The following is a 26,038-nucleotide window of genomic DNA, read 5'->3' as shown; positions in this document are numbered from 1 at the left end:
CCGCCTCAAGAATAAGCGGAGGCAGGGTCCGATCGGCCCAATTCGGTTAATATGTCCCTTACGATGAGGTCCGCGGCGTTTGTTTTCTGCAGCGAGGCCATCCGCAGTTTGATTTCGTCAAAGCGCGATTCATCGGATACAAACCGTTCCATTTGGACAATCAATTCATTCATATGATTGGAGATGGACGTCACCCCTTTTTCCGAGAAATAAATGGCATTTTCCCTTTCCTGGCCGGCAAACGGTTTAAATATAAATACGGGAACCTGCAGGGCGAGCGATTCGGCCAGTGTAAGCCCTCCGGCTTTGGTTATGATGCAGCCGGAGTGCGCCATCAGCTCGTGGATATTTTCCACAAAGCCGAATATCCGCACATGAGGCCTGTCTGCAAACCGCTGCTTAAGAACTTGTTCAAGCCGCTGATTTCGGCCGCATACAACAGTGACCCGGATGCCCTGAATCGCCAAAAGTTTGCCGATCATTTCCGCGGTAGTCCGGGGCACGCTGTGCGAGCCCGCCAAGATCAGAACCCGATTTCTCGCAGCATCCGTGCTCAAATTTTCGTCAAACGTTTCCCGCAGAGGAATTCCCGTGACGGCGATTTTGTCCGGATGAACCCCGGACGAGATGAGGGCGTTCATTAAATCGCCGGAGGCGACGTAATATTTATCGATTCCGGTATGTACCCAGCGGGAATGAAGCGTGAAATCCGTTATGATCGTGTAGACCGGAATTTGCAGTGCCCGGCCGACCGAAGGCGCCGCTCCGTAGGGAAACGTGCTGACGATCGCATCCGGCCTCTCGCGGGCAATGATTTGCGTCAATTTTTTTTTGCCCATCAGGTTGAGGCATGTGCTTAACGGATTTTGCTCGCTGGATTGGCTTGTTAAATAGTAGCTCCAGCCATAATAATTAAGGCCGAAGCGGGAAGCCTGAAAGCTCCATGAATATGTAATGGTCGACATTTTATTGATCAACGGGTGAGCTTCCTGCATTAAATCGATTGTCTGGACGTGCGTAATACCGCGCTTATGAAATCGCTGTTTCAAAGCATGGGCCGCTTTCAAATGCCCATCTCCGTAACTGGCCGTAAGTAGCAAGATTCGCGGATTTTCATTCAAAGCGAAGGCCTCCTCCTTTATTCTCCCTACTAGTATGGGACAAAAATGAGAAAAACATCGATTGCATCTATATAGAAGTATATCAAACAAGGATGAAAAGAGTATATGTGGAAATCATCAAAAATGAGCGCTCATGATGATCTCAGCCTGAAGGAGGCCGTTCAACAGGCTAAAAAAGCCATTTTACAGCAGTTTGCGAATTTGAAAATTGTTTTCGAGCAGTATCCAATTTTGTGGAAAAGGATAACCCAGCACCCAATAGCTAATTCCTCTCAACCGGTATTCCTTGACCAGGTCGAACTTCGCTTGAGCGCTTCTTGCGTCCTCGAACCATACTTCATGCAGCCGCCGCCTCTCATCGGCATAACGGAAATACGGAGTTTGGGATTTGCGGTCATATTTGATCTCGGCTCTGTGCCGGATCGCGCGGCGCACCGCTTCCTGCATATCGAATGTTTCCGCCTGCTGTCCATGTACATGAGGAAGCAGCCAATCTCGCGCATATAGTTGGAAGCCCATCATAATTTTGTTTCTGGGAATTTCGGTAACGGCGTAATCCAGAACCCGTCTGATCTCCTGAATCGGCGATATGGCTTGGGGAGGACCGAAGCGGTATCCCCACTCGTAGGTCATGAGTATGACGAAGTCGACACTTTCTCCGTGCGCGGCATAGTCGTGCGCTTCGTAGAGCAGGCCTTTTTGTTCCCTTCTCGATTTCGGAGCGAGTGCGGATGAGACGAAAAACCCGCGTTCATGCAGACGGCGCACGGCAAGCCGGAGAAATTGATTGTACGATTCGCGGTCGGCAGGATACACATTCTCAAAATCGACATTAAGGCCGCGGTACCCTTTTGCTTCCATGATCCGAATGATGTTCGTCAACAGCTTTTCCTGCGTGTCGGCGCTTGACAATATGTCATGTGCCAGCCTTGAACCTGTTTCTACGGCCGAAAAATTAGTAATCGACATAACCGGTACTACGCGGTTCGCATAGGCTTCGGCAATAAGTCTCTCATCGCGAACGGGCGACAAGGTCCCGTCCCTCTTCATGCGATAGGCAAAAGGAGTCAAGTAAGTCAAATGCTTGCCGTCCTCCCTGACCGCCTGCACGTCTCTCTCGCCAAATGCGTTCGTATAGGCGTTAACGTCGATCATCGGCTTCGGTTGCTCCGGAATTTTCAGAATTTGTCCCGGGTAAATGCGGGTCGTATCGGTAATCGAATTGATTCGGGCCAGAGCCTCGACGGTAACGCCGAAGCCGGCGGCAATCGAGCCGAGTGTGTCCCCTTGTCGTACTATATATTCGGGATACAGCCCGGGGATGACTAACGCCTGACCGACGGCCAGACGATTCGGGTCCTCGAGCCCATTGGCTTCGGCAATCCTCTTCGTATCAATCCCATAACGCCCGGAAATCAGCCACAAATTTTCTCCTCTTCGCACCACATGAATGAGCACGGCCTTCCCTCACTCTCGCCTAAAGCATTCTATATCCACATTATTCCGCCGGTGCCTTAGAGGTTCCAAACATAGTATCGGTCAAAATTCGTATTAACCGTCCATAATATGGTATACTACTTAAACTTCGTCCATTTTACATACAGCAGGTGAACCCGTTTCATGAAATCAAGCTCGAAAATTGCATTTGTACCGATTTTGGCCGTTTTGTGCTTCCTTTGCTTCGCGGTGATTGCTTCCATAATCAACGGAAGGCGAGTCGCGAATTTTGACAGCAGCGTTATAGGTTTTGTGCAAGGTTTGGAGTCACCGTGGCTCACTGTAATCATGAAATGCTTTACGCTGATCGGCTCGACCCAAAGCGTGGTCGTCATTTCGGTCTGCAGTCTGTTGTTTCTTTTTTTCATCCTGCGGCATCGCCTGGAGCTTATCCTGTTTCTCGCCGTTGTTGTCGGGACCCCAATAATCAACTCCATTCTCAAAAGCATATTTCGCCGTGAACGGCCCACCCTTCACAGACTGATCGAAGAGACGGGCTTCAGCTTCCCTAGCGGCCATTCCATGGCGGCTTTTGCTCTGTATGCCTCGATCGCTTTTCTGCTTTGGAGACACATTTCCACCCGCCTCGGAAGAACGGCCGTTATTCTGTTTTGCGTCTTTATGACGGTCATGATCGGCGTCAGCCGCATTTATTTGGGCGTACACTATCCGAGCGACGTCGTCGGCGCCTACTTTGCGAGCGCGTTTTGGTTCGCTTTATGCGTCTGGCTGTTTCAATGGTACATGGAGCATCGCGCTCCGCAAAAGATCGGTCATCAAAAAACCTCCAAGCCCACTTAATGTGGATTTGGAGGTTTTTGTTTTCATGAAAACCGGCGCTGGCGAAGCCTGCTTTTGATACAAAATGTCCCGATTCCGATAAGCGCCAGCACGACGATCCCGACCGGGTGGTGCAAAAACGCGAAAAGCTGGTGCCAATGCTGTCCGACCTTTTGACCGACCAGCACCAGAATAAGAATCCAGCCTAACGCTCCGGCGTACGCAGTCCATAAAAACCGGGAAAACCGCATCCGGATAGCGCCGGCAATAAAAGGCGAAGCGTGTCTGAGACCTGCTACAAAGTAGCCGAACAGTACGAGCATGAAACCGTATTTGGTAAAGGAATCGGCCCATTTCTCCAGTTTGCTTTCCGAAAGACCGACCCATTTGGTGACGTAACCGATTCGTTTGAGCCCGACGCTTCGTCCGAGCGCGTAGTTTAAAGTCATTCCCGCGCTGGCTCCGAGCCAGGCGAAGAAGACGATCCAGACGATATGAAGATTTGTTTTGAGGGCGATGGTGCCTACCCCCAGCAGCAGTAGTTCTACGGGTAACGGCAAACCGACAATACCTATGAACAGCAGCGCGAATACGGCCGCGTACCCATAATGGGAAATAAATGTCATAAAAGAGTGACTCATCAGCAGCACCTGCCTTTACTTACATGATCGTAACACATCCGGCGGCAATTAACATGAGAGAACGATGAGAAAAAAGTCTGCTTTGCAAAATTAATGAAATTCTCATGAAACTATGGATCGAGATTGATATAGTAGTTGAGGCTGGATTTGACAAATGTATGGGAGGCAATTGAATTATGGGATTTTGGGAAACGATTTTATTTGCGATTATCCAAGGTATTACCGAGCTATTTCCCATCAGCAGCGTAGCTCACGGAGTGCTTACACCTTTTGTATTTCAATGGAATTTGGACGACCAATTTTTAAAAGAGCATTTTTTGCCTTATGTCGTAATGCTCCACTTGGGGACCGCCGCCGCCCTGCTCGTTTTCTTTCGCAAAGAGTGGTGGGAAGTTATCCGCTCGCTCTTTGACCGGACTGACGGCAAAGCGAAGCTGCTGCTGGGCAGACTCGTGATCGCGACGATCCCAGCGGCAATCATTGGCGTTGTTTTGGAAAAAGCGCTGCGCCATATGTTCAGCAATGTCGGCTCTACGGCATTTTTCCTTATCGTAAACGGCTTTCTACTCTACATAGGGGAAAAATCGGCGCACCGCGGAACGAAGGAGATTGAGGAACTCAGTTGGAGGCAGGCGCTTATCGTCGGGCTGTTCCAGTCGCTTGCGCTCATTCCCGGATTTTCCCGCTCCGGCGCCAGCATGACGGCCGGGTTCTGGGTAGGGCTCAAGCACGAAGCTGCCGCGCGCTTCTCGATGCTGCTGGCCACTCCGATCATCATCGGCGCGGGAATTATCGAAGTGCCCAAGCTCGCCAAATCCGGCGTCGGAGGCCTTCTGCAAATGTCCCTGATCGGCGGGCTTTTTTCAGGTATTTTCGCCTACCTCAGCGTCTGGTTCCTGATGAGATGGTTTAAAAAGCATGAATTTCATGCGATGCGCCCTTTCGCTATTTATTGCTGGGTCGTCGGCGTCGTGATGCTGCTTTTGTACTTTTTGTAGTGCGGGCGGTGGTGAGCGCCTGGGCGCGGCAGGTTTGCGCTGCATGACGGCGGTCGGCCGGACGAAGTCTGCTCCAGCCGAAGGCGCTGATCAGCGGCGGCAGCACGCCTGCCTGGTTACGCCAGGAAAACCTGCGTAGAACCCCCGCGTCAAAGGCGATAACCACACTTTGCCTGGCTGCACGAAGAAAACCTGCAAAAATACATGAATTTGCGTCCTTGACCACTGTCCACGAACAATTCCTGCAAAAGTGCAGGTTTTTCACCGAACTAATGGACCCAGATTCATTTTCAGCGAAAATTCCTGCACTTTTGCAGGCTTTTCGCCAAAACAAGCCCATTCCAGCGAAAAAACCTGCACTTTCGCAGGTTTTTTCCCTACCACGATGTCTCTCTTCCATTTTGTTCAGTTCCGCGATCGCAGAAGGAGAGGTGCGCGCCCGGAAAAAATGCGGCTGTCCCTCTAATTTAGGGCCTCACTCTTTCCCGTGGCCCTACTGAGTGTCGCGGCTTTCGTGGGCAGCCTGACTTTTACCGGTTTTTCTTCGCGCAACCAGATTGTGCGACCGGCTCTGGCTTGCGGGTTTCTGGACAGCCAGCACAATTTTCGCAGACTTTTCGGACTGCCTTGCTTGGCCGCTTCATGAGCGGCTGCGTCCAAATTAGGCCCCCCTCTGGCTGCCCTAACAATGTACAAAAGCAAAAGCCCACAAGTGTACGGCTCTTCCTCTGTTCCTTTCCTCCATATCCCTGCGGATTTGCATGCTTTCCTTCGCCAACATCTCTTGATGTAACATTCCATAGCCGTGGAGTTTCTTTTTTGCACTTGCTCTACTTGTCGCATTCACGATACAATGTGCAGATAAACACAGAAGCTGGAACAGCCACCCCGGGCGTGAAAGGAGATACAGCATGGAAACGGAAAAATGTACCGGCAATGCCCAACCGAAGTGGTTTGGATTAGCGGTTCAGGCACTAATCATTTTGTCCAGGGAACATACGCTCACATGCCCAAGCGTCGAAATCGCGGGTTATTTGCAATCGGAGGCGACGCTGCTTAGGCGGGTTCTCGCCGTTCTGGCGCGCGAAGGATTTCTCGAAACGCGAGAGGGGCGCGACGGCGGCTATCGGCTGAAAAAAAACCCGGAATCGATTACGCTGGCTGAATTGTATCATGTTTTTCAGGCCGGCAACCCGCTATGCTGCGGGATGACGGATAAAACGGGAACGCATCCGTTGGGCATGCAAATGAGAGCGCTCCTCGGCGATATTTCGCAGGAAATGGACCGCAGCGTGCGCGAAGTGCTCGGCAGTTACACGATCGCCGATTTGGCGGAAAGGCTCGACAATTACGAATATGGAATTGACATCCGGCGATGAGGTCGCTATACTGTGAATTATCTGTAACAGTTTGGCAATATTTTTTTATATGATACTGTGGGAGATTTCACACAGAATACAGGAGGAGAAAACCATGTCCGTTTCACAACCGTCTCAAGCGCTGGAACAGCAACTTTTTTTCGATGTAATTCAAGGCCGTCGATCCGTCCGGAGCTATGATCCCGATGTGAAGATTTCGCGTGAGGAATTGACCGAAATATTGCAGCAAGCGACGCTGGCTCCTTCAGGCGCCAACCTGCAGCCGTGGCGCTTTCTCGTCATCGATTCGCCGGAACTGAAGCAAAAGCTGCTTCCGATCGCGTTCAATCAGCAGCAAGTGGTCGAGGCTTCGGCCGTCATCGCTGTTCTCGGGGATTTGGAGAGCGTCAAATTGGCCGAGAAAATTTACGGCCAGGCGGTCGAAGCGGGTTACATGCCTGCGGATACGGCCAAATCGTTCGTCGAGCGCTATAACGCCATGTTCGCCAGCATGCCGCCTGAAGCTATTCGCCAAGGCGCTTTGATTGACGGCGGACTGGTATCGATGCAGCTCATGCTTGTCGCTCGCGCCAAAGGCTACGACACCGTCCCGATGGCCGGCTATGACAAAGCGAAGTTCGCGGAAGCTTTTGCCATTCCGGAACGTTACGCTTCCGTTATGCTTATCGCTCTCGGCAAAGCGGCGAAGCCCGGTCATCCAACGGTAAGGCTGCCAATCGAAGATGTAGCCTTCTTCAACGAAATGCCGAAGGCATAGCAATCAACGCATCCCTACGCTGAAAAGCACCCCTAGTAATAGACTCTGGTTAAACACCCGGGTGTTTTCTAACCGATGACTATTATAGGGGTGTTTTTTGCTGCGGGACTGTGATGCATCATGGCGATGACCGAACGATTCTTTTAAATCTTTCAGATGAAGCAATATTTGCTTTTGCACGATCATGTCCAAGCTGCTGACCGATTCGTCCAGCACAATCAATTTCAGCTTAAGCTCGATCGCCCGCGCGATATTGACGCGCTGCAGTTGGCCGCCGCTCATTTGCCTGGGCATCTACCGCATATCAACCGCTTGGAGGCCAACCGTCTCTTCGCTAAGAGACTCGATAATTATCGGAATTGACAGTCAGAAACGCGGACGCTATACTGTACTTATATATGTAACAGTTTGGCAATCTTTTTTTTACACTATACTGTGTGAATTTACACACAGAATACAGGAGGAGAAAACCATGTCCGTTTCACAACCGACTCAAGCGTTGGAGCAGCAACTTTTTTTCGATGTTATTCAAGGACGCCGATCCGTCCGGAGCTATGATCCCGATGTGAAAATTTCACGCGAAGAATTGACCGAAATATTGCAGCAATCGACGCTGGCTCCATCATCCGCCAACTTGCAGCCATGGCGCTTTCTCGTCATCGATTCGCCGGAACTGAAGCAAAAGCTGCTTCCGATCGCGTTCAATCAGCAGCAAGTGGTCGAGGCTTCGGCCGTCATCGCCGTTCTCGGGGATACGGAGAGCTTCAAATTGGCCGAGAAGATTTACGGTCAAGCGGTCGAAGCCGGTTACATGCCTGCGGATACGGCCAAATCGTTCCTCGAGCGCATTAACGAGGGGTATTCGAGCATGCCGCCCGAAACAATTCGCCAAGTCGTCTATCTCGACGGCGGGTTGATATCGATGCAGCTCATGCTTGTCGCCCGCGCCAAAGGCTACGACACCGTCCCGATGGCCGGCTATGATAAAGCCAAATTCGCGGAAACTTTCGCCATTCCGGAGCGTTACGTTTCCGTTATGCTTATCGCTCTCGGCAAAGCGGCGAAACCCGGCCATCCGACGGTAAGGCTGCCAATCGAAGATGTAGCCTTCTTCAACGAAATGTCGAAGGCGTAACACAAGCCTGAAAACAAATACGTCTTCGATATTCGATCGGCAACCGGCAGACTTACGGGGCCACCACCTTTTGCCCGCGATAAAGCAGGGTCAGCACGAGCGAAGCCGCCCCGATGCAGGCTGCTGTGCCCAGCATTGCCGGGTAGGAAAATTGGTCGGCGATCAGGCCCATCACAAAAGCTCCCGAAGAGGTTCCGAAATCGGCCGCGGCAATGAACCAACCGATTGAATAGCCGCGAACCTGCTCCGGAACGACAAAAGTAATGTAAGTCATGAGCGTCGGGTACAGCAAAGACAACGCCAGCCCGTTAAAAACCGCAGCGGCAAGCAGTACAGGCGTGGAAACCGATAGCGACAGCAGTGCCGGCGATAGCGTAAAGCAGCTGATGAGCGCAACGAGCAGCCATTTCGGAAACGATTCGGAGGAAGGAATGTATTTCCGTCCAAAAAAACGGATCACGATCAGTACCGCCGTTTCCGTCAGAAAATAGAGCGGAGCCGAGTGTATCCCCCTGCCCTCCAAATATAAAGGCAGGAATGTGGGCGCCACACTGAACACAATCGACGCCAGAAGCATGACGAGCGATGGAAACACAAGCGCCCTGTTCGCTCTCCTTTTACCGCTGCCGGCTTGGAGAGCGGCCTCTGCCTGCCGCTGTGATTCCACCTGCGGCCCCATTGTCCGGTACAGCCGGAAACCCATGATAATATTGACCAAGCCCATACAGGCGAACAACAGCAGCATGGACGTCATCGATACCTCATTTTTCATAAATAAAACCAATGCGGGCACGAATGTATAAGGCAGCATGGACGAAAGCGAAAGCAAAGAAAGCCCCTGTCCCCTCACTTTGTCGGACAAAAGGTCGATAATGAGCAGGTGAATCGTCATGGAAAAAAAAGCGAGTATCGCACCTTGTAGAGCTCTCATGACGGCAAACGCCCACAAGGTCTCGAACGTGTAGCTGCCCAGCACAATGGCATTCAGCACAAGCGCTGCCAAAAATATTTTTTTCGAGCCAAAACGATCGACAACAGCGCCCGCAACCGGACGTAAAAACATGGAGACGAACATATAGGCCCCCATAATGATGCCGATCTCCGAACGGCCCGCGCCAAGCGCCTGCGAAAAAAACGGCAGCGCAATGATCAGCATATGGTTTGTCGCATAAAACAGAAAGGCAACCGCATACAGCCACACGGCCCGGTTACTGAAGGGGTTTTCTTTGAATCCCGTTTGTTTCAATTCAGGTTGTTTCAATTCCGTTCGACTCCTATTCGCTGCTGGTAACTGCCGACAATCTGGAATTCCAAAGCATTTTCGTATATTCGTTGGCAGGATTCGACAAAATTTGCTCCACAGCCGCTCTCCCCTGCGGAATCCCCGATTGTCATATGTAAATTTCGATAATGATTATCATAATCATCGAAATCGATTCTATAACAAAACGTGTCCATATTACAAGAGTTTTCTGTTTTCGATAACAAAACGCAAAAAAGAGCACCCTGGAAGCAAAATTTTCCGCTTCGGCGGCGCCCTCTTTTGACTGTTCTACGAAAACAGGCTGAGAAATCCCTGGCCTCGTGCTCTCTCCTCTTAGTTTGCCTCTACTTCATTCCTTACGGCAGCTTCCATATGCCTTGAATGGCGGACACGTCTGCCGTGGCGCCCATGTGCGGAAGCTGGTACATATCTTCGAGCGTACGCAGTACGTTCAAATGCGTGATTCGCTGATCGTACTTCGCGTTCTTGATCATCGGGCCAACCATAATCGTCGGAATATGATTATCTTTGGAGGAATCGTCTTCATCCCAGGTGAGAATGAGCATGCTGTTGTTGGTTTTGGCCCATTGCACATAGCCGTCGAGATGCTTTTTCAACCAATCGTCCGCTGCCTGGATCGTGCCGTCATGCATGTCATGATCCAAGTTCGGGATAACGAACGAGACGGTCGGCAGTTTGCTGTAATCGGCGGGAAAGCTTTCAAGCGGCATGTTGGCCTCTTTGGGCAGGTTGGTAAAGTTCACCCAAGGGCTGTGTTTGCGCCCGTACTGCTTGTGCGTGCATGCCGTTGAACCGACGGAAGGCAGATCTTCCGAGTAGCCTCCGAATGTGTAATTGGCCTGAAGCAGCTCGCTGGCCAGATTAGGCGTCTTGAAGGTGTGGCCGCAAGAATCGTCCTTAACCCCCTGATTGGAGCCGGAAAAGAGGACCAAATAGTTCGGCTGGCTCGGATGTGCGACAGCATAAGATTGGGTGAAAAAAGCCCCCTGCTCGGCCAACGAGTTGATATAAGGCACGGACGTATTCCCCAGCAGCTTCTCATAGGAGTGGTTCTCTTCGACCACGATCACAACGTGGTCCGGCTTAGCCGCGGCCGCACCTTGGGCCGATGGAGCCGTGGGCTGCGCCGGTTTGACCGGATGCGGCGTGTTCGCCGGAGCAGCCGTCGCCGTTTGCTCCGGCGCCGGAGCGGCAGGCGCGGATTGCCCGTCCTTTCCGGCTCCGGCGGGGGAACAGCCGGCGAGCAGCAGGATAGCCGACAGCAGCCAACAAATAGCTTTCATCTCAATCGGGCCTCCGTTCTTGATTTACATTTTGGAAGAATGGGAAGGTTGATCGTTCGCTCCCAGGAAAGGGAAGCATTTTCGATAAAGCTTTAAAATGAACTGTGCCACAGGCTCGAGAAGGCGTTCCGCGCGAATCACGGCGAATGCCGCCAACAGAGCTATGACGGCGCCGCCGGCAATGTCCGCGGGGTAATGGACGCCGACAAATATCCGGCCCAAGCCGATCGCAACCGCCAACGCCAGCAGGCCGATGCCCCACCTCCGGTTGGTGCGCCATATGGCAAAAGCAAGTGAAAACGAGGCCAGCGCATGATCGCTCGGAAACGAAGAATCGGCCGCATGCGGGATTAACGAATGCACCGCGGCATCAGCCATAAAAGGGCGCGGATGTGAATATACGGTGCCGATGATTTGCCCGAACAATAAGGCCAGCATTGCCGTAAACAAAGCAAAAATCGTCGATTTTTGATTCCCTTTCAACCAATATACAATTAGCAGCGCGGCCACAAGCCAATGCGCATTTTGCGAAAATACGGCCGCAAACGTATCGAGCGCGGGAAATCGCCCCGTCAGCCCGTAAATCATTTTAAAAATCGCGTCGTTCATGATGGTTCCCTGCTTTCTTTATAAAACGTAATGGTGATCGTCGTGCCTTCATTTTCGACGCTGGAAATGAGAATTTGGCCCTGGTACAAGTCTACCAGCTTTTGCGCAATCGACAGTCCGAGCCCGGTCCCTCCCTGTTCGCGGCTTCTCGCTTTATCCACCCGGTAAAACCGGTCGAATACGCGGGGCAGTTCGTCTTGCGGTATGCCGATGCCATGATCTTTGACGCTGAGATGTACGGCGCTTTTGCTTACGGTTCCTTGAACAAGCACCGATTTGACATCGGTGGAATATTTGACCGCATTGTCGAGCAGTATGAGCAAAATTTGCTCTACATGCAGCGCCGCGACAGGCAATCTCACATCTGCGAGCTCCTCCGCTTCAACTTTAAAAGCAAAATCCGGATATAAAGCCGCAAAACTGTTAACCGTATGAAGAACGACCGGCTGCAGCAGGGCAGTTTCCGGTTGAACTGTCAATCTGTTCGTTTCCGCTTTCGTTAAAGCCAGCAATTCCTGAACGATCCCTTTTAAACGGCGGACTTCCTGAAGCGACGCTTGCAAAGATTCGTCCAAAATCGCGGGGTCCTGCTTGCCCCATCTGTTTAGAAGCGACAAATGGCCTTCCAGAATCGTAACCGGTGTCCGTAATTCGTGCGATGCGTCCTCGACAAACTGCTTTTGTTGATTAAAGGATTGTTCCAACTCACTCATTAATTCGTTGAACATTTGCGCCAGCTTGGAGAACTCGTCCCCGTTCCCGGAGTGATTCACCCGTTCGTGCAGACCTTTTTTCTTGACGTTTCTAATGGCCGCCGCCAACGCCGCGACAGGCCGCATGAATTGTCCGGCCAGCATAAAACCGCCGATTCCGCTTATGAGAAATGCCAATAACCCGCCGATCACCATAACCCAGACCAAACCTTTGTTAAAATGATCGAAAGTTTCAAGATGATTGGAAATTTCTATCGTTCCTTGAAAATGGCTTGTCAGCAGCGGCTTACGATATACCAGCACGTGATCGTCGTTGATTTTCAACTCCAGCCTTTCCGGGACGGCCGCGCTTTGGGGAACAATCCAATCCGGACTGAACTTGTCCGTTAACGTTATGACCGGATTCGCATTGCGGTCGAGGATCCGGATCATTTGATTGTTTTCCAGCAAATTTTCAATAAAAGGAGCCGCATCCTTTACGGTTGCATCGTTCAATTCCGCTTTTCTTTCTTCAAAATAACTGTCCAGCTGCGACATGGATTGCTGCATAAAGCCTTTTTCCTGAGCGAGCATCCAGTTGTTCAATACAAGGTACTGGGCAAAGTTATAGCTGCCGAATAACAAAAAGATGAGCAGAGTCGACCACAAGCTCAGCTTCCATTTGACCGGCAACCGGGAGAGCCGCTGCCGGATCCGCTGAATGACAGAAGGGTGTCCGAAAATGTTCATCGCATTACGTATCCCAGGCCGCGGACGGATTGTATGAAGCTATCCGCTTTATTTTCATCGAGCTTGTTCCTTAAATATCTGACGTACACGTCAACGACATTCGTTTCTACCATCGTGTCATGTCCCCATACTTTGTCGAGCAGCATGTCCCGCGTCAGCACCAGATTCGGGTGCCGCAGGAACATGACCAGCAAATCGAATTCCCTTTTCGTCAGCTCGACCGACTGCTGCGCTTTGCTAACCGTTCTGGCATCCAGATCGACGCAAATGTCGCGAAACGACAACATGGAATGCAGGCCGCTTTCCCCTGCCTCCGCTCTGCGCCATACGGCCCGCATCCTTGCGAGCAGCTCTTCGATCGCGAACGGTTTGGGCACGTAATCGTCGGCCCCGCTGTCCAAGCCGGATACTCTGTCGACTACGGTGTCTCTGGCCGTCAGCATGATGATCGGCGTTCGTTTGACTGCGCGGATGCGCCGGCACACTTCGATTCCGCTCAGTCTGGGAAGCATAATATCAAGCAAAATCAAGTCCCACTCCTCTTGCAGCGCCAGCTCCAACCCGCTCTGCCCGTCATAAGCGGCCTGGACATGGAACGATTCATGCTGCAGTTCGAGCTCGATGAACCGAACCAAATTTTTTTCGTCTTCAATCAGCAAAATCCGTTTCATTACAGTCTCCTTTGATCTCCGCCCTCATCACTATAATGCAAATAGATGAAAATATGATGAGAAACCGGCTCTGATATTTTGATGAACGGCCGATCGTTTTATGCAAAAAAACCCCAAGCGGCCTGGGGCGTTCATGTTATAATCTGTATACTGCAACCATAAATCGCATAAAGGTGGTCTAATTATCAATGGCTTTCGGAATTACAAAAGAAGAGCTGCGGCGCTGGAAAGAAGCCGTGAGCCGCGGAGAAATCGCCTATCTTACCCACTATTGGCTGGACGACCGGTTTGCCGGCATTCGCACGGTTACGAAGGTAGGCTGCTCCGATCTGGACCGTTTGGCCAGGTGGTGCTCAGCCTACGATTTAGACCCCCGCTACATTCACAACAGGCCTCCTTACCCCCATTTCGACCTGATAGGTCCGAGGCAAAAGGAAATTTTGCAGCTGGAGAACAAGTGGGATCACATCGCAAGATTCAAATTGTGATTCCCCTCCCGGCTTTTCCGCCGCAGCTACGCTTTGTTTTCAAACCAGCCGTGTACAAAATTCAGCGCTTCCTCCTCATCCTTGCCTTTGGTCAGAAGACGAACCGTCGTACCCGATTTAATAGGCAGCAGCAGCATGCCCAGCAAGCTCTTGACATCGACCGTATGCTCGGTGTTGTCCGTTTGAAAAGTAAGCGTTATATCTGAAGCAAAATGGTTGGATATCGTCGATATTTCGGTCAGGTCATTGCGCTCCATGTCCGAATGGATCATAAATTCATGTACTCTCATTGTCTGCAACCCGCGCCTTCTCATAAAAATTTGTTTCCAATATATTCGATTATACGGAATTAATCTTGTACTTCAAGCATTGTCTTCCGGGAAATATTTTGCTACAATAAACAGAACATACATTCGTATTCCTTGGAAGGAGAGGCCGTTTTGAACAGACGCCGCGTCCAATATGAATCCGTTTCATGCAAAACCGTGCTGAATGAAGTGAAAGCTCCTTCCATGCCCTTTGACTGGTCGATCAATCCTTACCGCGGCTGCCAGCATGGGTGCAGCTTTTGCTATGCGCGTTCCACGCATGCTTTTTTGGGCAAAGAAACCGACGATACGTTTCAAAACCATATCTTTTTGAAGTCCAACGCTGCGGAGGCGCTTGACAAACAATTGGCCCGGCTGGCCCGACAAAACGGCGGAGCCGGCAGCCTTATCGCGATCGGCACAGCGACAGATCCGTACCAGCAAATCGAAGGCAAAGCGATGCTGACGCGGGCTTGTCTGGAAGTGCTGGCGAAGTACGATTTTCCGGTAAGCATTACGACCCGCTCCCCCTTGATTCTCAGGGATCTCGATTTACTGAAATCCGTGCCGATCGTTTCCGTTAATATCAGTTTGAACACATTAGATCATGCCATATGGAAAAACATGGAGCCCTCGACCCCTTCGCCCGCCAAACGGCTGGAAACCGTCCGGCAGTTAGTTGAAGCGGGAATTCCCGCGGGCATCTTCATGGCCCCTATTCTTCCTTTGCTGACAGACCGTGCAAGCGACATCGAAGCGCTGATCCGCAGCGCGGCATTGCATCAAGCGAAGTTTGTCATGCCCTCGTATTTGCGGCTCAGCACTTCCGAAGTCAAAGTGTGGTTTTTTCAAACTTTGCAGAACCGCTATCCCGATTTGGTGCCGCAATACGGCAAGCTTTACAGCGAGTCCTCCTCTCTTCCGAAATCGTACAAGGAGCCGAAAATGCAGCTCGTTCAAGCTTTATTGCACAAGTACGGTTTAAGCAATCAAGAACCCCGTTATTCTGCAGCTGCAGCTATCCCTCCCCGCAACAATGGCGGGCAGCCTCCGGTTCCCGAGCAGCTCTCCTTTTCTTTTGCGGATTAGGCCGGGCAACATACATAAAAACAGGCTCCGAAGAGAATTATGACAGTAGGTGAACAAACAAGACTGCATCCAACAAGAGGAGTGAGGCTAAATTGCCGCTTAAACGAATGTGCGTCTTTCTGACGGCGCTGCTCATTTTTTTCGGACAGGCCACAACCATTCATGCGGATGGTACGTACCATTTCGGTTTTAAGAAAAGCAAAGACGGTTCCATGCCTTCCATCGATGAAGAAGGATTTAAACCGCTTTTACAAAAATATGGAGCTGTTTTTACCGGGGATACTTCGAAAAAAGAGCTTTTTCTGACTTTCGATAACGGCTACGAAAATGGGAATACTCCGAGAATTCTCAATGTTTTGAAAGAAAAGCAAGTGCCCGCCATTTTCTTTGTTACAGGCCATTTTATTGAAACCCAGACCGAGCTGCTGAAGCGAATGGTCGACGAAGGGCATATTGTCGGAAATCATTCCTGGGGGCACCCCGATATGAGCCAAATTTCCGCAGCCCAAATCGAGAAAGAACTGACCAAAGTGCAAACGGAAGTGCAGGCACGGACCGGCCAAAAAGAGATGAAATATTTGCGGGCGCCAAGAGGCATTTTTAACGAACGGTCCCTTGCGGAAAGCAAAAAGCTGGGGTATACCAACGTGTTTTGGTCGATCGCCTACAAAGATTGGGACACCCGCAATCAAAAAGGCTGGCGGTTCGCTTACGACAGCGTCATGTCGCAGCTGCATCCCGGTTCCGTCATTCTGCTCCATTCCGTCTCCAAAGATAACGCCGAGGCGCTTGCCAAAATTATTGACGACGCCCGCCAGCAAGGCTATGAATTCAAAAGCATGGATCAAATGAACATCCATTTCCCATAAATTTCGCCACCCATCGCGGCCGTACTGACGATGCAAAACAGCGCCGGTTGTCGACCGACCGCCGTCATGCGGCGCAACACCGCGCGCTGGGAGCTGCGCGCGATGCGAGCCTTTTGCTTCAGCAATACGGCTTTTTGCCGTCCTCACCCCCAGGCAGCCGCCGTCTTTTCCATACTCAGGCCGTTCAGAAACCGGCAAGCCGGGGCTGGTCGCACAATCTGCCTGGCTGCGCAAAGAAAACCTGCAAAAGTGCAGGTTTTGCTCGATGGATATGCTCGCCACGAAAAATTCCTGCAATTGTGCAGGCTTTTCGTCGCGAACATGGGCTCAGACTCAATTTCATCGAAAATTCCTGCACAATCGCAGGCTTTTCGCCAAAATGGACCATTTTCATGGAAAAAACCTGCACTTTCGCAGGTTTTTTCCATGCCAAACCGCCTTGCGCCCCCTCACTTCAGCGCCGCAACCCGTGCGGAAAGGTATGGGTTACGGAAGAGCGGCTGCGCTCCTCCGACGAAGTTACTTTTGTGCAAACCCCTAGCCCGTTGCTTCCTCGCCGTTCAGCCGCAGCTCGAACTGTTCGTCCCGGTCGCACAACAGCACGCCGTCCTTGACGTCAAGCCTCGCGACCTGAATGGACGTTCTTCTTTCCCGGTAGGTACGCTCGGGCTCGAAGCGGCCGTCCGCCTCTATACGCTCCGGATGCGTAAAGTAAAAAATGTACGCCTCGTCGCCCTGGACGACTACGTCCGCATGCAGCCCGATAACCCGATCGTCTTCCCGGGTTCCGGGCTTGTCGAGAATAAGGCCATTGCGCTCCCAGTGCATCAAATCGCCGGATTTGTAAACGCCCTGCCCTCTCCACTCGTCGACGATCATCCAATAGGCGTCTTTAAAACGGAACACATTGGGCCCTTCGTGCGGCCGTCCCGTGATGACGGGTCCGACTACAGTCCAATGGTACAAATCCGGGCTATCCGCCGCATAGGTTGCAGATTGATTCGCCTCGTCCTTGTACCACATCCGGAAACGCCCGTCCGGCAGCGGGTACACGCAAACATCGATGACGCGGTCGGAGCTGAGCGGCAGGACAGAGCGGAACGTCCATTCGATCAAGTTCTCGCTCGTATAGTGTGCGATGCTGCGGCTATGGCCGGGCCAGTTATCCGGCACTCCCCGGATGTAGCTGACGTACATATGATAAACGCCCTCGTGCCAATAAATTTCCGGCGCCCAAAACGTATTGCGGCCCCATTCGAAATTGAGCCCTTCCAGCGTTCCCCTGTACAGCCACGAAGCACCTCCGTCCGCAGAAGAAGCTACGCCGAGGTCGGTGCCGTGAATCCAGGCAAAATCCTTCCCCTCCGCAGAAGCTCTGCGGTTCGTGTACACCATCCACCATTCCTTCGTTTGCCGGTTCCAAATGAGTACCGGATCAGCAGCCCCGTCATAGATCGGATCGCGAAATAAAGGTGCTTTCATCTGCGTTAGTGCCCTCTTTTCATCGTTTTTATGATTAGCTTAACCTTTGACCGCTCCCCCGACAATACCCTTTACGATTTGCTTTTGCATAACGATAAAGAAAATAAAGATCGGGATCAGGGCAATGACCGTCAGCGTCATGAACATCGGCCAATTAACCGAAAATTCGCCCTTCGCTTTGTAAATTTGCAGGACGAGGGTAGCCTTGCTCTGCGAATTGAGAAACAGCATCGGAGCTAAAAAATCATTCCAGATCCACATCGTCTGATAAATGATGCTCGTCACTGTAATCGGCTTAAGCAGCGGCAAAATGATGCGCCAGAAAATGCCCCAAACGCTGCACCCGTCAATGATCGCCGCCTCCGTCAGCTCGCGGGGAATCGTCTTCATGTAGCCCATCATCAAAAAGAAGACGAACACCGAACCGCCCATATAAAGCAAAATCAGCCCGGACAGCTTGTCGGTAAGATGGAAGCTCGTCATCAGCTCGAACAAAGGAATAAGCGTCGTCTGGAACGGGATCAGAAATCCCGCCAGCAAATACGTGGTGATCCATTTGTTCAGCCGGTTCGGATTAAAAACGACCGGATACGCCGCCATAGCTCCGATCAGCACCATCAGCAGGACGGAAATGACCGTCAAAATCAGGCTGTTCTCAAAGCTGCGCAGCAGCGGCGTTTCTTTAAATACTTTCACATAATTGGTGAAATCCAGATGCGAAGGCAGGCTCATCGGGCTGCGGGCCGTTTCCTGCGTGCTTTTCAACGTGTTGACGATGATCAGGTAGAACGGGAAAAAGGTGATAACCCCTACCGGCAGCATCAAAATGTCGAGCAGCCACACTCTTTTGTTCGATGACGTCATTGGATTTTATCCTCCCGCTTTTGCATCCACGTCACCTGGATATAAGTCAGAACCAGAACGATGAGGAAGAAAATAATCGACATCGCCGAAGCGAGCCCGTAGTTCGTTTCCGAAATTCCGCGAAGCACGATCACTTGCGTAATCGTGTACGTCTCAAAACCCGGGCCACCCTTCGTCAGGGCAAACGGAATTTCAAACACTTTGAGCCCTCCGGTTAGCAAAAGCATGACGCTCACTGTCATGCCGGGAGCGAGCAGCGGCAGCGTAATGTGGCGGATTTGCCGCCAGCGGCCCGCCCCGTCGATAGCGGCGGCTTCGTAATAATCCTTCGGTATGGACTGCAAAAAGGCAAGGTACAGCACGGCGTGCCAGCCTGTTCCCGCCCATACCGAGACGACGACCGTCGACAGCTTCGCCAGCAGCGGGTCGGACAGCCAAGGCTGCGGGCCGGCATGAAACAGTTTGCCCAGCACCGTATTCAGCACGCCGGACGAGATCGGGGCCAAAATAAATCCCCAAATGTAAGCCAAAAGCAGCCCGCTTGGAATGGAGGGAAAGAAAAAAATAGCTCTGTACACATTTTTCGAAAAAAAGTTTTGATCCAGAATCAAGGCGAGCGGTATAGCCAGAATCGTAATCAGAACGGTAGTAGCAATCGCGTAAAAAAGCGTATACGACAGTCCCGACACAATGGCGTCGTCGACAAAAATTTTCGTATAGTTTTTCAGCCCGATGAAGTTGAACGCTTTGGTGTAGCCGTTAAAATCGGTCAAGCTCAGGAAAAACGACTTGATCAACGGATAAATCGTAAACAACGTGTAGACAAACAAAATCGGCAGCAAAAAAACTTGATATTGAAACTGTCGGATGAATTTGACCACATCTGCCTCCTTTATTTCTTATCCATTTCTTTCATCTTCTTGTCGATCGATTTGGCGGCATCTTCCGGCGTGATTTTGCCTACGACCATGTCCTGGGTCGAAATCGTCATCTGGTTGCGCAGCGCCTCCTGATTGCGGGACCAGGAAACCATCGGCAAATAAAACTTGCCTTTCAATAAGCCTTCCTTGTACGCTTTCTCGATCGAAGGATGAACTTTGCTCTCGTATCCTTTTGCGGTAATGATCGCTCCGGTGCCTTCCTCGAACTTTTTCAAGCCTTCCGGCGAGGCCAAGTAAGCGATGAATTTCAAAGCTTCGTCTTTATGCTTCGTCTTGCTGTTCACGGCAAACCCGACGCCCGGCGCTCCGGCATAATAGTTGCCGCCCGGCTTCGGCCCGGGAATCGCCATCATGCTGTACTCCAGATTCGGATTCGCCTGTTGAATCGTATTGATGCTCCAGGGCCCGCCCGAGAACATGGCGACGTTGCCCAAAGCGAATTCGTTGACGATTTGATCGCCTGTCAAACCGATCATGTCCGCCGTCAAAATTTTGTTGTCGAGCAGCCCTGTTTTGAAAGCCTTCAGCGGTTCGGTCCAGCCCTGCTCGAACGTTTTTTCGCCTTTGAATATTTTGGCGTCGAAGTCGGGGTCCGTATTCAGTGTCATATTGGCGTACAGTCCGTCGTGCAGCATCGTGACATCCTGCATATTGTCATAGATCGGGATAATGCCTGCGGCCTTCAGCTTCTTGCAAGCGGCGATGAATTCATCCCATGTCTGAGGCTCCTGCTCGATTCCCGCTTTTTTGAACAGCGCTTTGTTGTAAAACAAGCCCCCGACCCAGCCCGTTTGGGTAAAAGCGTATACTTTCCCGTTTTTGCTGAGCATCGGCTTGTTGCCGTCGAGCATCGTTTGGGTGAACGGCTGATCGGTCAAATCGAGCGCATAGCCGCCGTCAATAATTTCGTTGCGGTTCTCGGCGGCGATAATAAAGAGGTCGGTCGCGGAATCCGACAGCAGCATCGTCTGCAGCTTGGCGATATAATCTTTTACCGGCGGCGCGGTTTGGAAATCGAAGGAAATGTTCGGATTTTGCGCCATAAAGCCGTCGATGACCGGCTTCATCTCCTTCTCGTTGTTCCAGGACAAAATGCTCAGCTTCACCCCTTTTTCGGACCCTTTGGCCGCACTTCCCCCGCCGCTATCGGTTCCGGCTCCGGTCCCGCCGCCGCTGCTGCAGCCGGATGCCATTACGGACAGGCCCACTAGTCCCGTCATCGTCAATTTCCATGCTTTTTTCATAAGCTTTCATCCCCCGTTTGCAATGTTTGTAAGCACTTACAAATCGATTGTAACTCCCGGCACGGTCCGGGTTGAATTCATATCGTTGCACGAATCGTTGCCAATTGTTGCACGCTTTCATTTTCATGCCTCCCGGCTTTCCGTGTATCTTGTCCGGTATTCCTTCGGCGTCAGCTCAAAATATTTTTTGAACGCACGGCTGAAATGGCTATCGTCCACAAAACCGGTACGCTCCGCAATGACGTTGTTTTTCCAGTTCGTCTCTATCAAAAGATGGGCCGCTTTCTCCATGCGGATTTTGGTGACGAAAGCCCAGTAATTCGTCTGGAACTGCTGCTTGAACATCCGGCTGAGCTGGTACTTGTCGATGCCGAACCGGTCCGCGACCGCAGTCAGCGAAAGATCCCCGTCGGCCCGGCATTCCACATATTCCTTGATCTCGCGGACGATGCGCTCCAGCCTGGAGGCTCCGTCGCAATCCGCGCAAATGACGGTGTCCAGCCTCTCCCGGAGCAAGCTTTCAAGCTCGTCGATCCGCTTGCAGCCTCTCAGCTCGGCGGCAGGCAGAGCCTGATGCGCGGAAGAGGCGAACGGTGTGCCGGAGAGCGCTTGAGCAGCGATCAAAAAATACCTGCCGCTTGCCTGGCAGGCGACGTCAGGCTCGACCCGCTCCTTGCGGAACCAGGCCAGCAGCTCCGTCAAATCGTTTCTCGCTTCCGCCGGCGTCAGCCCTCCCCGCGCTTTTTCCTCCAGCTTTTGCTCCAGGGCGCGCAGATGCTGTGAAGCGGATTCGCCGGCAAAACCGCGGCCGTCATAAACATGAACGGCGTTGGGCGCATAAAAGCTTAACCGGGCCGCTTGCCCGCTCTCGGCCAATCGGAGAGCCAGCTTCCCGGCGTCCGTCTCGATCGCGCTGGTGCCTATCGTAAGCGGGAGGTCTGGCTCCACCGCTTGCCACGCCCGCAGCGCCGCTTCGCCCAGCTCCCTGAGAGCCTCGGGGCTGAAACGCTTTTTCATCCCGATGCACACAACCGTTTTGCCGCCGGCCTGCACGGCATCGAACAGATGCAGCTGCCCTTCCGTCTCCGGGCCCGGCCGCCACCAGTCCGCGACGGACACGGGCGCGCCGCAGGCCAACGTCCATACGGCATACTGGACAATGCCGAGCATTTGAAAGCGATCCTGCAGCATGGACAGCTCGCCGCCGGACAACGGAAGCTGCAGCTCCGCTTTTTCCAGGCAGCTTTTTATCGCCATGCGGGTTTCTGTGTAAATCTCCTGTACAAGCTCCCGGATGACGGCCTCCAATTGACGCGTATCCACGGGCTTCAGCAAATACTGCGAAACTTGCAGCCGCAGCGCATCCCTCGCATACTCGAAATGGTCGTAGGCGCTGAGGATGACGGTCTTCGGTTTTTTGCCCAGCGTTTGCAGCCGTTTCAGTGCGCCGATTCCGTCCAGCAGCGGCATGCGGATATCGATGAGCAGCAGATCGGGCTTGTAGCCCGCCGCACGGGAGGCCGCCTCTTCGCCGTCGTATACATGCATGACGTCGCTGATGCCGAGCGCCGCCCAATCCATCATTTTATCCAAAAAAGTGTGAAGCGACGTTTGATCGTCCGCAATCATCAGTTTCATTAGGCACACACTCCTTAATTTATGGCCGAAACGGCAGCACCACATATACGCTCGTAAACGAATGTTTGACACTGCTGCGGATGCGAATGCCGTATTCCGCTCCGAATTTCAGCTTCAACCGCTGATTGACGTTATATAATCCGATATTGCCCCCGGACGATTCGGTATTGGCCAATTGAACGGCGAGCGCCCTTAATTGATCCCGGGTCATCCCTTTTCCGTTGTCCTTCACTTCGATCAGAACGCCTTTTTTCACCGGCACGATGCGGATGCTGAGCTTCGCGCTGCGCGGATTTTCCTCGAATCCGTGAACGATCGCATTTTCAAGTATCGGCTGAACAATTAATTTCACGGTCTTGCTTGCCAGCAGTCGCGGTTCCGCAATACGCGTATCGATGGCGATGCGGTTGTCGTATTTGCGGTTGACGATAAAAAGATAATCGTTCGCGTTCTGAAGCTCCTGCCGAAGTTCGACCGTATCGTCGGAACGTTTCATGGAATACCGCAGCAAATTGCTGAGCGAAAGCACCAGATGGTTGGAATCCTCCGTGTTGCCGCAAACGATTTCCGTTTGCAGCAATTGGAGCGTATTGAACAGGAAGTGCGGATTGATTTGCGATTGCAGCGTTTTGAGCTCCACTTCCTTCATCGCGATTTGAGCGACGTAATTTTGCTTGACCAGCAGCTCGATCCGGCCGACCAGTTCCTTGAATTTGTTGCCGATCACGTTCAGCTCCCGGTATTTATAGTTTTTGGAGACAACGAACAAGCTGTCCTCTCCCGTGTTGTCGACGGTGGTTAGCAGCCGTCTGAAAGGACGGGCGATATGGATCGTGATGAGGATCGAGGTAAGCGCATTCAGAATGAGAAACAAATACAAAAATCCGATCAGATTCGCTTTGAGCTGCGACGACTGCAAGCTGATTTCCGACATCGGAATCGTAGAAATCATGCGCAGCCCTTTGACAGCCGTCGTGTGGTAAATGACAAGCTGCTCCTTCCCCTCGATCGTCGAAATAAAACTGCCGGAGTCTTCCTTATAAATGCTGCCGATACCGGGAAAATCCAGCGTCTGGCCGATTGCGTCCTTGCTTTTGTGAACCATGATCGTCCGATGCTCGTCGACTATAAAAATATTTTCGTTTTTTTGATACGAATTGAGCTCGAACATTCCGTTGATTTTGTTCAAATCGAGGTTCGCGACGACAGCGCCGACCGTCGTTCTACCCGAATCCGTGACCGGAATCGCAATCGATAAAGTCGGCTGATTGTACTTGGACACGCTCGTCGTCAAATAATACTCTTGCTTGTGCAGCCCCAGCGTTACAAACCCTTTGTTCGGATTCGCCGCCACCGCCTCCCGGAACCACGGCTGCCGAGTGAACGGATAGTCCCAGCGCAGCGTCTTGCGCCCGTCCAGATTGTTGACGTATCCATTTTTGCCAAGAATCAAAATATCGCTGATCAGCGACTGGAACGACGTGACGCCGAACGCCAGATCGGCAATGTTGCGCTCGTGCTGGATGCGCTCTTCGGCCGACACTTTATCGCCGTAAGCCATCAAAGTGATGACCGAATAATGACCGGCCAGCAGAACGAGCGGGCGGGTCGCTTCATCGAAATTGAAGCTGAGCCCCCTTGCCGCCTGCTCCATCAGCTTATAGCTCGATTGGGTCATCTCCCGCGTCAGCGCCGCCGTCGAATCGCGCACGGACAATAGACCGAGAAGCGCAAGCAGCAGCACGTTCGTCCCCAAATAAGATAAAAGAATAGTGCGGATAATCGTTCTTTGCAGCAGCGAGCGAAACAAAAAAACGATCGCATCATGGAAGCTGATGCCGCGAAGCTTAGCTATCATCGTACTCACCCCAATTAATTAATAAATATATTAATTTATATGCATTTTTATTAATATGTTTATCATAAAAGCTGCCCCCCCATTTGGCAACTATGAAAAAGGGAGATGGGAAAGCCAACATGCGAGTGAGAATCGAACACATCCATCTGGAAAAATGGATGACCAACAGCACTAGCTGGGCGTGGGAAATCTACGAATGACAAGCATCAGCAGCTCGGTGTGGAAAACCTGCAGATGACAAACATCACCAGCTTGACTACAATCTCCAGTTGGGCGTGGGAATTCTGCATACGACCACCATCTCCAGTTGGGCGTGGGAAATCTGCCTGAAAGCCTGACGGTTGAGAAACTCGCACGCAAAGCGGGATCGCCCGGCAGCCTAGCTGCCTAATTGCCTGGCTGCGCGGAGAAAGCCTGCAAAAGTGCAGGTTTTTGCTCGTTCGCACGCTGAAAACGAAAAATTCCTGCAATTGTGCAGGCTTTTTGCCGCGCACAGGGGCTCAGATTCATTTTCATCGAAAATTCCTGCACTTTCGCAGGCTTTTCGCCAAAATGAATCATTTCCTCAGAAAATTCCTGCACTTTCGCAGGTTTTTCCCCTGACCTGCCTGCCAAGCCGCCTCGTGACCGCCCGCTGTGAAACGCTACACCCCGCGCCGGGAGAGGCGCATTGGGAAAGAGCCGATGCGCCAACGTCAGCACCACCGTTTTGGGTTGGCCGTGCAAAAACACCCTGGTGGCGCTGGAATACCTCTATCATGACGCCGGGACGCTGATGTGCATCGATTTTTCGCTTGCCAAAGCCCAAATGCAAAAAAAGCCCGTTACCGACGAAAACGTTTCTTTCGATAACGGGCTTGATTATACAGTTAAAGAGCGGCGCCTTTGCCGCCGTCTACATTGACCGATGTTCCTGTTACGTAAGATGCTGCATCCGAAGACAGGAACGTAATGACTTTGGCGGCCTCTTCCGCATTGCCGATGCGGCCCAGCGGAATAGCGTGCCGCGGGTCGCTGGCAAACTGCTCCCACGTCAGCTCGGGAGCCTGCTTCTTCCACCATTTCTCAATCTGGTCGCTGCGAATGGTGCCGATGCATACCGTATTGACGCGAATCCGATCGGCCGCGAGATCCTTGCTCATCGCATTCGTGAGCGCCAGTCCGGCGGCGCGGCTTACCGATGTGGGCAGCGACGATGCCGGCGGCGTTTTTGCGGCCGAGGTCGTAATATTGACAATCGAGCCGCCGCCGGCTGCGCGCATGTAAGGCACCGCATACCGCGAGCAGTTGATGGCTCCGAACAGTTTCAGATCAAGATCGTTCCGCCAAGAATCGGTTGACACCAGCTCGAACGGCATTGCCGACGAAGTGCCGGCATTATTCACGAGTATGTCGAGGCGCCCAAAATGCTCCGCCGCCCGCTCCACGGCTCGCTTGCAATCCTCTTCGTTGCTGACGTCAGCCTCGACGAAGTAAACCTCGCCGCCGCCCGCTTCAGCAATGCGCGCCGCCGCTTCCCGCAGCTGCTCCGCGTTCCGTGCGCAGATCGCAACGCGGGCGCCTTCCAGTGACAAAGCCAGAGCCGTCGCGTATCCGATCCCTTTGCTCCCTCCCGTAATCAACGCTGCTTTGCCTTGCAAACCTAATTCCATCGCGTTT

The 26,038-nt window shown here is 52.1% G+C and carries 27 protein-coding genes and 1 pseudogene; 9 read left to right on the top strand and 19 right to left on the bottom strand.

Annotated elements, in window-relative coordinates; genetic code table 11:
- Positions 1-5: 5 nt before the first annotated feature.
- On the bottom strand, positions 6-1,121 hold the full coding sequence (locus AC3G2T_RS18730) for an MGDG synthase family glycosyltransferase (protein WP_488436497.1): 1,116 nt from the start codon (positions 1,119-1,121) through the stop codon (positions 6-8).
- Between the two features lie 183 nt (positions 1,122-1,304).
- Positions 1,305-2,579: a glycoside hydrolase family 18 protein gene (locus AC3G2T_RS18725; protein ID WP_474680767.1), complete on the bottom strand. Its 1,275-nt coding sequence runs from the start codon at positions 2,577-2,579 to the stop codon at positions 1,305-1,307.
- Between the two features lie 162 nt (positions 2,580-2,741).
- Between AC3G2T_RS18725 and AC3G2T_RS18720 the strand changes: the two genes are divergently transcribed.
- Entirely contained in the window at positions 2,742-3,419 is a 678-nt protein-coding gene (locus AC3G2T_RS18720) for a phosphatase PAP2 family protein (RefSeq protein WP_474680766.1), read from the top strand.
- A 23-nt stretch (positions 3,420-3,442) separates the two neighbouring features.
- Here the strand turns inward: AC3G2T_RS18720 and AC3G2T_RS18715 are convergent, their stop codons facing one another.
- Positions 3,443-4,024, bottom strand: coding sequence for a DedA family protein (locus tag AC3G2T_RS18715; protein ID WP_488436496.1), 582 nt, complete (start codon positions 4,022-4,024; stop codon positions 3,443-3,445).
- A gap of 191 nt (positions 4,025-4,215) precedes the next feature.
- Here AC3G2T_RS18715 and AC3G2T_RS18710 point away from each other — a divergent pair, with 191 nt between their 5' ends.
- Positions 4,216-5,037, top strand: a complete 822-nt coding sequence (locus tag AC3G2T_RS18710) for an undecaprenyl-diphosphate phosphatase (protein WP_488436495.1) — start codon at positions 4,216-4,218, stop codon at positions 5,035-5,037.
- On the opposite strand, the gene AC3G2T_RS18705 is transcribed toward AC3G2T_RS18710, so the two are convergent.
- Positions 4,985-5,437 carry a hypothetical protein gene (locus tag AC3G2T_RS18705; RefSeq protein ID WP_488436494.1) on the bottom strand — a complete coding sequence of 151 codons (453 nt, stop codon included), beginning with the start codon at positions 5,435-5,437 and terminating at the stop codon, positions 4,985-4,987. The genes AC3G2T_RS18710 and AC3G2T_RS18705 overlap by 53 nt on opposite strands.
- A 511-nt stretch (positions 5,438-5,948) precedes the next feature.
- On the opposite strand from AC3G2T_RS18705, the gene AC3G2T_RS18700 reads away from it, so the two are divergent.
- Positions 5,949-6,416 carry an Rrf2 family transcriptional regulator gene (locus tag AC3G2T_RS18700; RefSeq protein WP_474680763.1) on the top strand — a complete coding sequence of 156 codons (468 nt, stop codon included), beginning with the start codon at positions 5,949-5,951 and terminating at the stop codon, positions 6,414-6,416.
- A 94-nt stretch (positions 6,417-6,510) separates the two neighbouring features.
- Positions 6,511-7,173: a nitroreductase family protein gene (locus AC3G2T_RS18695; protein WP_474680762.1), complete on the top strand. Its 663-nt coding sequence runs from the start codon at positions 6,511-6,513 to the stop codon at positions 7,171-7,173.
- 129 nt (positions 7,174-7,302) lie between these two features.
- Here AC3G2T_RS18695 and AC3G2T_RS18690 read toward each other — a convergent pair.
- Positions 7,303-7,464 (bottom strand): annotated as a pseudogene (locus tag AC3G2T_RS18690) (ATP-binding cassette domain-containing protein); the annotation flags it as partial.
- 181 nt (positions 7,465-7,645) lie between these two features.
- On the opposite strand from AC3G2T_RS18690, the gene AC3G2T_RS18685 reads away from it, so the two are divergent.
- Positions 7,646-8,308 (top strand): nitroreductase family protein, encoded by a 663-nt coding sequence (locus AC3G2T_RS18685; RefSeq protein WP_488436493.1) that lies wholly within the window; start codon positions 7,646-7,648, stop codon positions 8,306-8,308.
- A gap of 52 nt (positions 8,309-8,360) precedes the next feature.
- On the opposite strand, the gene cntE is transcribed toward AC3G2T_RS18685, so the two are convergent.
- From cntE to AC3G2T_RS18660, 5 genes are all read right to left on the bottom strand, one after another.
- Positions 8,361-9,569, bottom strand: coding sequence for a staphylopine family metallophore export MFS transporter CntE (gene cntE, locus AC3G2T_RS18680; RefSeq protein WP_488436492.1), 1,209 nt, complete (start codon positions 9,567-9,569; stop codon positions 8,361-8,363).
- Between the two features lie 359 nt (positions 9,570-9,928).
- On the bottom strand, positions 9,929-10,876 hold the full coding sequence (locus tag AC3G2T_RS18675) for an alkaline phosphatase family protein (protein WP_488436491.1): 948 nt from the start codon (positions 10,874-10,876) through the stop codon (positions 9,929-9,931).
- A gap of 24 nt (positions 10,877-10,900) precedes the next feature.
- Complete coding sequence (locus AC3G2T_RS18670; protein ID WP_488436490.1) at positions 10,901-11,485, bottom strand: undecaprenyl-diphosphatase; 585 nt, start codon at positions 11,483-11,485, stop codon at positions 10,901-10,903.
- Positions 11,482-12,927, bottom strand: coding sequence for a HAMP domain-containing sensor histidine kinase (locus AC3G2T_RS18665; protein WP_488436489.1), 1,446 nt, complete (start codon positions 12,925-12,927; stop codon positions 11,482-11,484). The genes AC3G2T_RS18670 and AC3G2T_RS18665 overlap by 4 nt, the downstream gene beginning before the upstream one ends.
- Entirely contained in the window at positions 12,924-13,598 is a 675-nt protein-coding gene (locus AC3G2T_RS18660) for a response regulator transcription factor (protein WP_488436488.1), read from the bottom strand. The genes AC3G2T_RS18665 and AC3G2T_RS18660 overlap by 4 nt, the downstream gene beginning before the upstream one ends.
- A gap of 188 nt (positions 13,599-13,786) precedes the next feature.
- On the opposite strand from AC3G2T_RS18660, the gene AC3G2T_RS18655 reads away from it, so the two are divergent.
- Complete coding sequence (locus AC3G2T_RS18655; protein WP_474680755.1) at positions 13,787-14,086, top strand: hypothetical protein; 300 nt, start codon at positions 13,787-13,789, stop codon at positions 14,084-14,086.
- Positions 14,087-14,112: 26 nt separating this feature from the next.
- Here AC3G2T_RS18655 and AC3G2T_RS18650 read toward each other — a convergent pair whose 3' ends face one another.
- Positions 14,113-14,376: an HPr family phosphocarrier protein gene (locus AC3G2T_RS18650; protein WP_474680754.1), complete on the bottom strand. Its 264-nt coding sequence runs from the start codon at positions 14,374-14,376 to the stop codon at positions 14,113-14,115.
- 150 nt (positions 14,377-14,526) lie between these two features.
- On the opposite strand from AC3G2T_RS18650, the gene AC3G2T_RS18645 reads away from it, so the two are divergent.
- Together AC3G2T_RS18645 and pdaA are read left to right on the top strand one after the other, a co-directional pair.
- Positions 14,527-15,483 carry an SPL family radical SAM protein gene (locus tag AC3G2T_RS18645; protein WP_488436487.1) on the top strand — a complete coding sequence of 319 codons (957 nt, stop codon included), beginning with the start codon at positions 14,527-14,529 and terminating at the stop codon, positions 15,481-15,483.
- Between the two features lie 107 nt (positions 15,484-15,590).
- Positions 15,591-16,352, top strand: coding sequence for a delta-lactam-biosynthetic de-N-acetylase (gene pdaA / locus AC3G2T_RS18640; protein ID WP_488436559.1), 762 nt, complete (start codon positions 15,591-15,593; stop codon positions 16,350-16,352).
- Positions 16,353-16,536: 184 nt separating this feature from the next.
- Here the strand turns inward: pdaA and AC3G2T_RS18635 are convergent, their stop codons facing one another.
- The 7 genes from AC3G2T_RS18635 to AC3G2T_RS18605 form a co-directional block, all read right to left on the bottom strand.
- Complete coding sequence (locus AC3G2T_RS18635) at positions 16,537-16,785, bottom strand: hypothetical protein (RefSeq protein ID WP_488436486.1); 249 nt, start codon at positions 16,783-16,785, stop codon at positions 16,537-16,539.
- Positions 16,786-16,889: 104 nt separating this feature from the next.
- The gene (locus AC3G2T_RS18630; protein WP_488436485.1) at positions 16,890-17,834 is read right to left on the bottom strand and encodes a glycosyl hydrolase; all 945 of its coding nucleotides are present in this window, start codon (positions 17,832-17,834) and stop codon (positions 16,890-16,892) included.
- Positions 17,835-17,873: 39 nt separating this feature from the next.
- Positions 17,874-18,698 (bottom strand): carbohydrate ABC transporter permease, encoded by an 825-nt coding sequence (locus AC3G2T_RS18625; protein WP_474680739.1) that lies wholly within the window; start codon positions 18,696-18,698, stop codon positions 17,874-17,876.
- Positions 18,695-19,579: a carbohydrate ABC transporter permease gene (locus AC3G2T_RS18620; RefSeq protein WP_488436484.1), complete on the bottom strand. Its 885-nt coding sequence runs from the start codon at positions 19,577-19,579 to the stop codon at positions 18,695-18,697. The genes AC3G2T_RS18625 and AC3G2T_RS18620 overlap by 4 nt, the downstream gene beginning before the upstream one ends.
- 11 nt (positions 19,580-19,590) lie before the next feature.
- On the bottom strand, positions 19,591-20,883 hold the full coding sequence (locus tag AC3G2T_RS18615) for an ABC transporter substrate-binding protein (protein WP_488436483.1): 1,293 nt from the start codon (positions 20,881-20,883) through the stop codon (positions 19,591-19,593).
- A gap of 123 nt (positions 20,884-21,006) precedes the next feature.
- Positions 21,007-22,521: a response regulator transcription factor gene (locus AC3G2T_RS18610; RefSeq protein WP_488436482.1), complete on the bottom strand. Its 1,515-nt coding sequence runs from the start codon at positions 22,519-22,521 to the stop codon at positions 21,007-21,009.
- Between the two features lie 19 nt (positions 22,522-22,540).
- Positions 22,541-24,379 carry a cache domain-containing sensor histidine kinase gene (locus tag AC3G2T_RS18605; protein WP_488436481.1) on the bottom strand — a complete coding sequence of 613 codons (1,839 nt, stop codon included), beginning with the start codon at positions 24,377-24,379 and terminating at the stop codon, positions 22,541-22,543.
- 670 nt (positions 24,380-25,049) lie between these two features.
- On the opposite strand from AC3G2T_RS18605, the gene AC3G2T_RS18600 reads away from it, so the two are divergent.
- On the top strand, positions 25,050-25,283 hold the full coding sequence (locus AC3G2T_RS18600) for a hypothetical protein (protein WP_488436480.1): 234 nt from the start codon (positions 25,050-25,052) through the stop codon (positions 25,281-25,283).
- On the opposite strand, the gene AC3G2T_RS18595 is transcribed toward AC3G2T_RS18600, so the two are convergent.
- The gene (locus AC3G2T_RS18595; RefSeq protein WP_474680733.1) at positions 25,249-26,031 is read right to left on the bottom strand and encodes an SDR family NAD(P)-dependent oxidoreductase; all 783 of its coding nucleotides are present in this window, start codon (positions 26,029-26,031) and stop codon (positions 25,249-25,251) included. The genes AC3G2T_RS18600 and AC3G2T_RS18595 overlap by 35 nt on opposite strands.
- Between the last annotated feature and the right edge of the window lie 7 nt (positions 26,032-26,038).

Source organism: Paenibacillus sp. sgz302191 (assembly GCF_057749925.1).
Note: the sequence above shows the minus strand (reverse complement) of the source record. Positions and strands in the feature narration are given on the sequence as shown.

Excerpts from the sequence above, each read along its gene's own strand:
- pdaA (WP_488436559.1), top strand. The coding sequence starts at position 15,591 with ATGTGCGTCTTTCTGACGGCGCTGCTCATTTTTTTCGGACAGGCCACA.
- AC3G2T_RS18720 (WP_474680766.1), top strand. The coding sequence starts at position 2,742 with ATGAAATCAAGCTCGAAAATTGCATTTGTACCGATTTTGGCCGTTTTG.
- AC3G2T_RS18655 (WP_474680755.1), top strand. The coding sequence starts at position 13,787 with ATGGCTTTCGGAATTACAAAAGAAGAGCTGCGGCGCTGGAAAGAAGCC.
- AC3G2T_RS18665 (WP_488436489.1), bottom strand. The coding sequence starts at position 12,927 with ATGAACATTTTCGGACACCCTTCTGTCATTCAGCGGATCCGGCAGCGG.
- AC3G2T_RS18705 (WP_488436494.1), bottom strand. The coding sequence starts at position 5,437 with ATGGAAGAGAGACATCGTGGTAGGGAAAAAACCTGCGAAAGTGCAGGT.
- AC3G2T_RS18660 (WP_488436488.1), bottom strand. The coding sequence starts at position 13,598 with ATGAAACGGATTTTGCTGATTGAAGACGAAAAAAATTTGGTTCGGTTC.
- AC3G2T_RS18710 (WP_488436495.1), top strand. The coding sequence starts at position 4,216 with ATGGGATTTTGGGAAACGATTTTATTTGCGATTATCCAAGGTATTACC.
- AC3G2T_RS18685 (WP_488436493.1), top strand. The coding sequence starts at position 7,646 with ATGTCCGTTTCACAACCGACTCAAGCGTTGGAGCAGCAACTTTTTTTC.
- AC3G2T_RS18610 (WP_488436482.1), bottom strand. The coding sequence starts at position 22,521 with ATGAAACTGATGATTGCGGACGATCAAACGTCGCTTCACACTTTTTTG.
- AC3G2T_RS18700 (WP_474680763.1), top strand. The coding sequence starts at position 5,949 with ATGGAAACGGAAAAATGTACCGGCAATGCCCAACCGAAGTGGTTTGGA.
- AC3G2T_RS18695 (WP_474680762.1), top strand. The coding sequence starts at position 6,511 with ATGTCCGTTTCACAACCGTCTCAAGCGCTGGAACAGCAACTTTTTTTC.
- AC3G2T_RS18625 (WP_474680739.1), bottom strand. The coding sequence starts at position 18,698 with ATGACGTCATCGAACAAAAGAGTGTGGCTGCTCGACATTTTGATGCTG.
- AC3G2T_RS18715 (WP_488436496.1), bottom strand. The coding sequence starts at position 4,024 with ATGACATTTATTTCCCATTATGGGTACGCGGCCGTATTCGCGCTGCTG.
- AC3G2T_RS18650 (WP_474680754.1), bottom strand. The coding sequence starts at position 14,376 with ATGAGAGTACATGAATTTATGATCCATTCGGACATGGAGCGCAATGAC.
- AC3G2T_RS18605 (WP_488436481.1), bottom strand. The coding sequence starts at position 24,379 with ATGATAGCTAAGCTTCGCGGCATCAGCTTCCATGATGCGATCGTTTTT.
- AC3G2T_RS18670 (WP_488436490.1), bottom strand. The coding sequence starts at position 11,485 with ATGAACGACGCGATTTTTAAAATGATTTACGGGCTGACGGGGCGATTT.
- AC3G2T_RS18630 (WP_488436485.1), bottom strand. The coding sequence starts at position 17,834 with ATGAAAGCACCTTTATTTCGCGATCCGATCTATGACGGGGCTGCTGAT.
- AC3G2T_RS18615 (WP_488436483.1), bottom strand. The coding sequence starts at position 20,883 with ATGAAAAAAGCATGGAAATTGACGATGACGGGACTAGTGGGCCTGTCC.
- AC3G2T_RS18595 (WP_474680733.1), bottom strand. The coding sequence starts at position 26,031 with ATGGAATTAGGTTTGCAAGGCAAAGCAGCGTTGATTACGGGAGGGAGC.
- AC3G2T_RS18675 (WP_488436491.1), bottom strand. The coding sequence starts at position 10,876 with ATGAAAGCTATTTGTTGGCTGCTGTCGGCTATCCTGCTGCTCGCCGGC.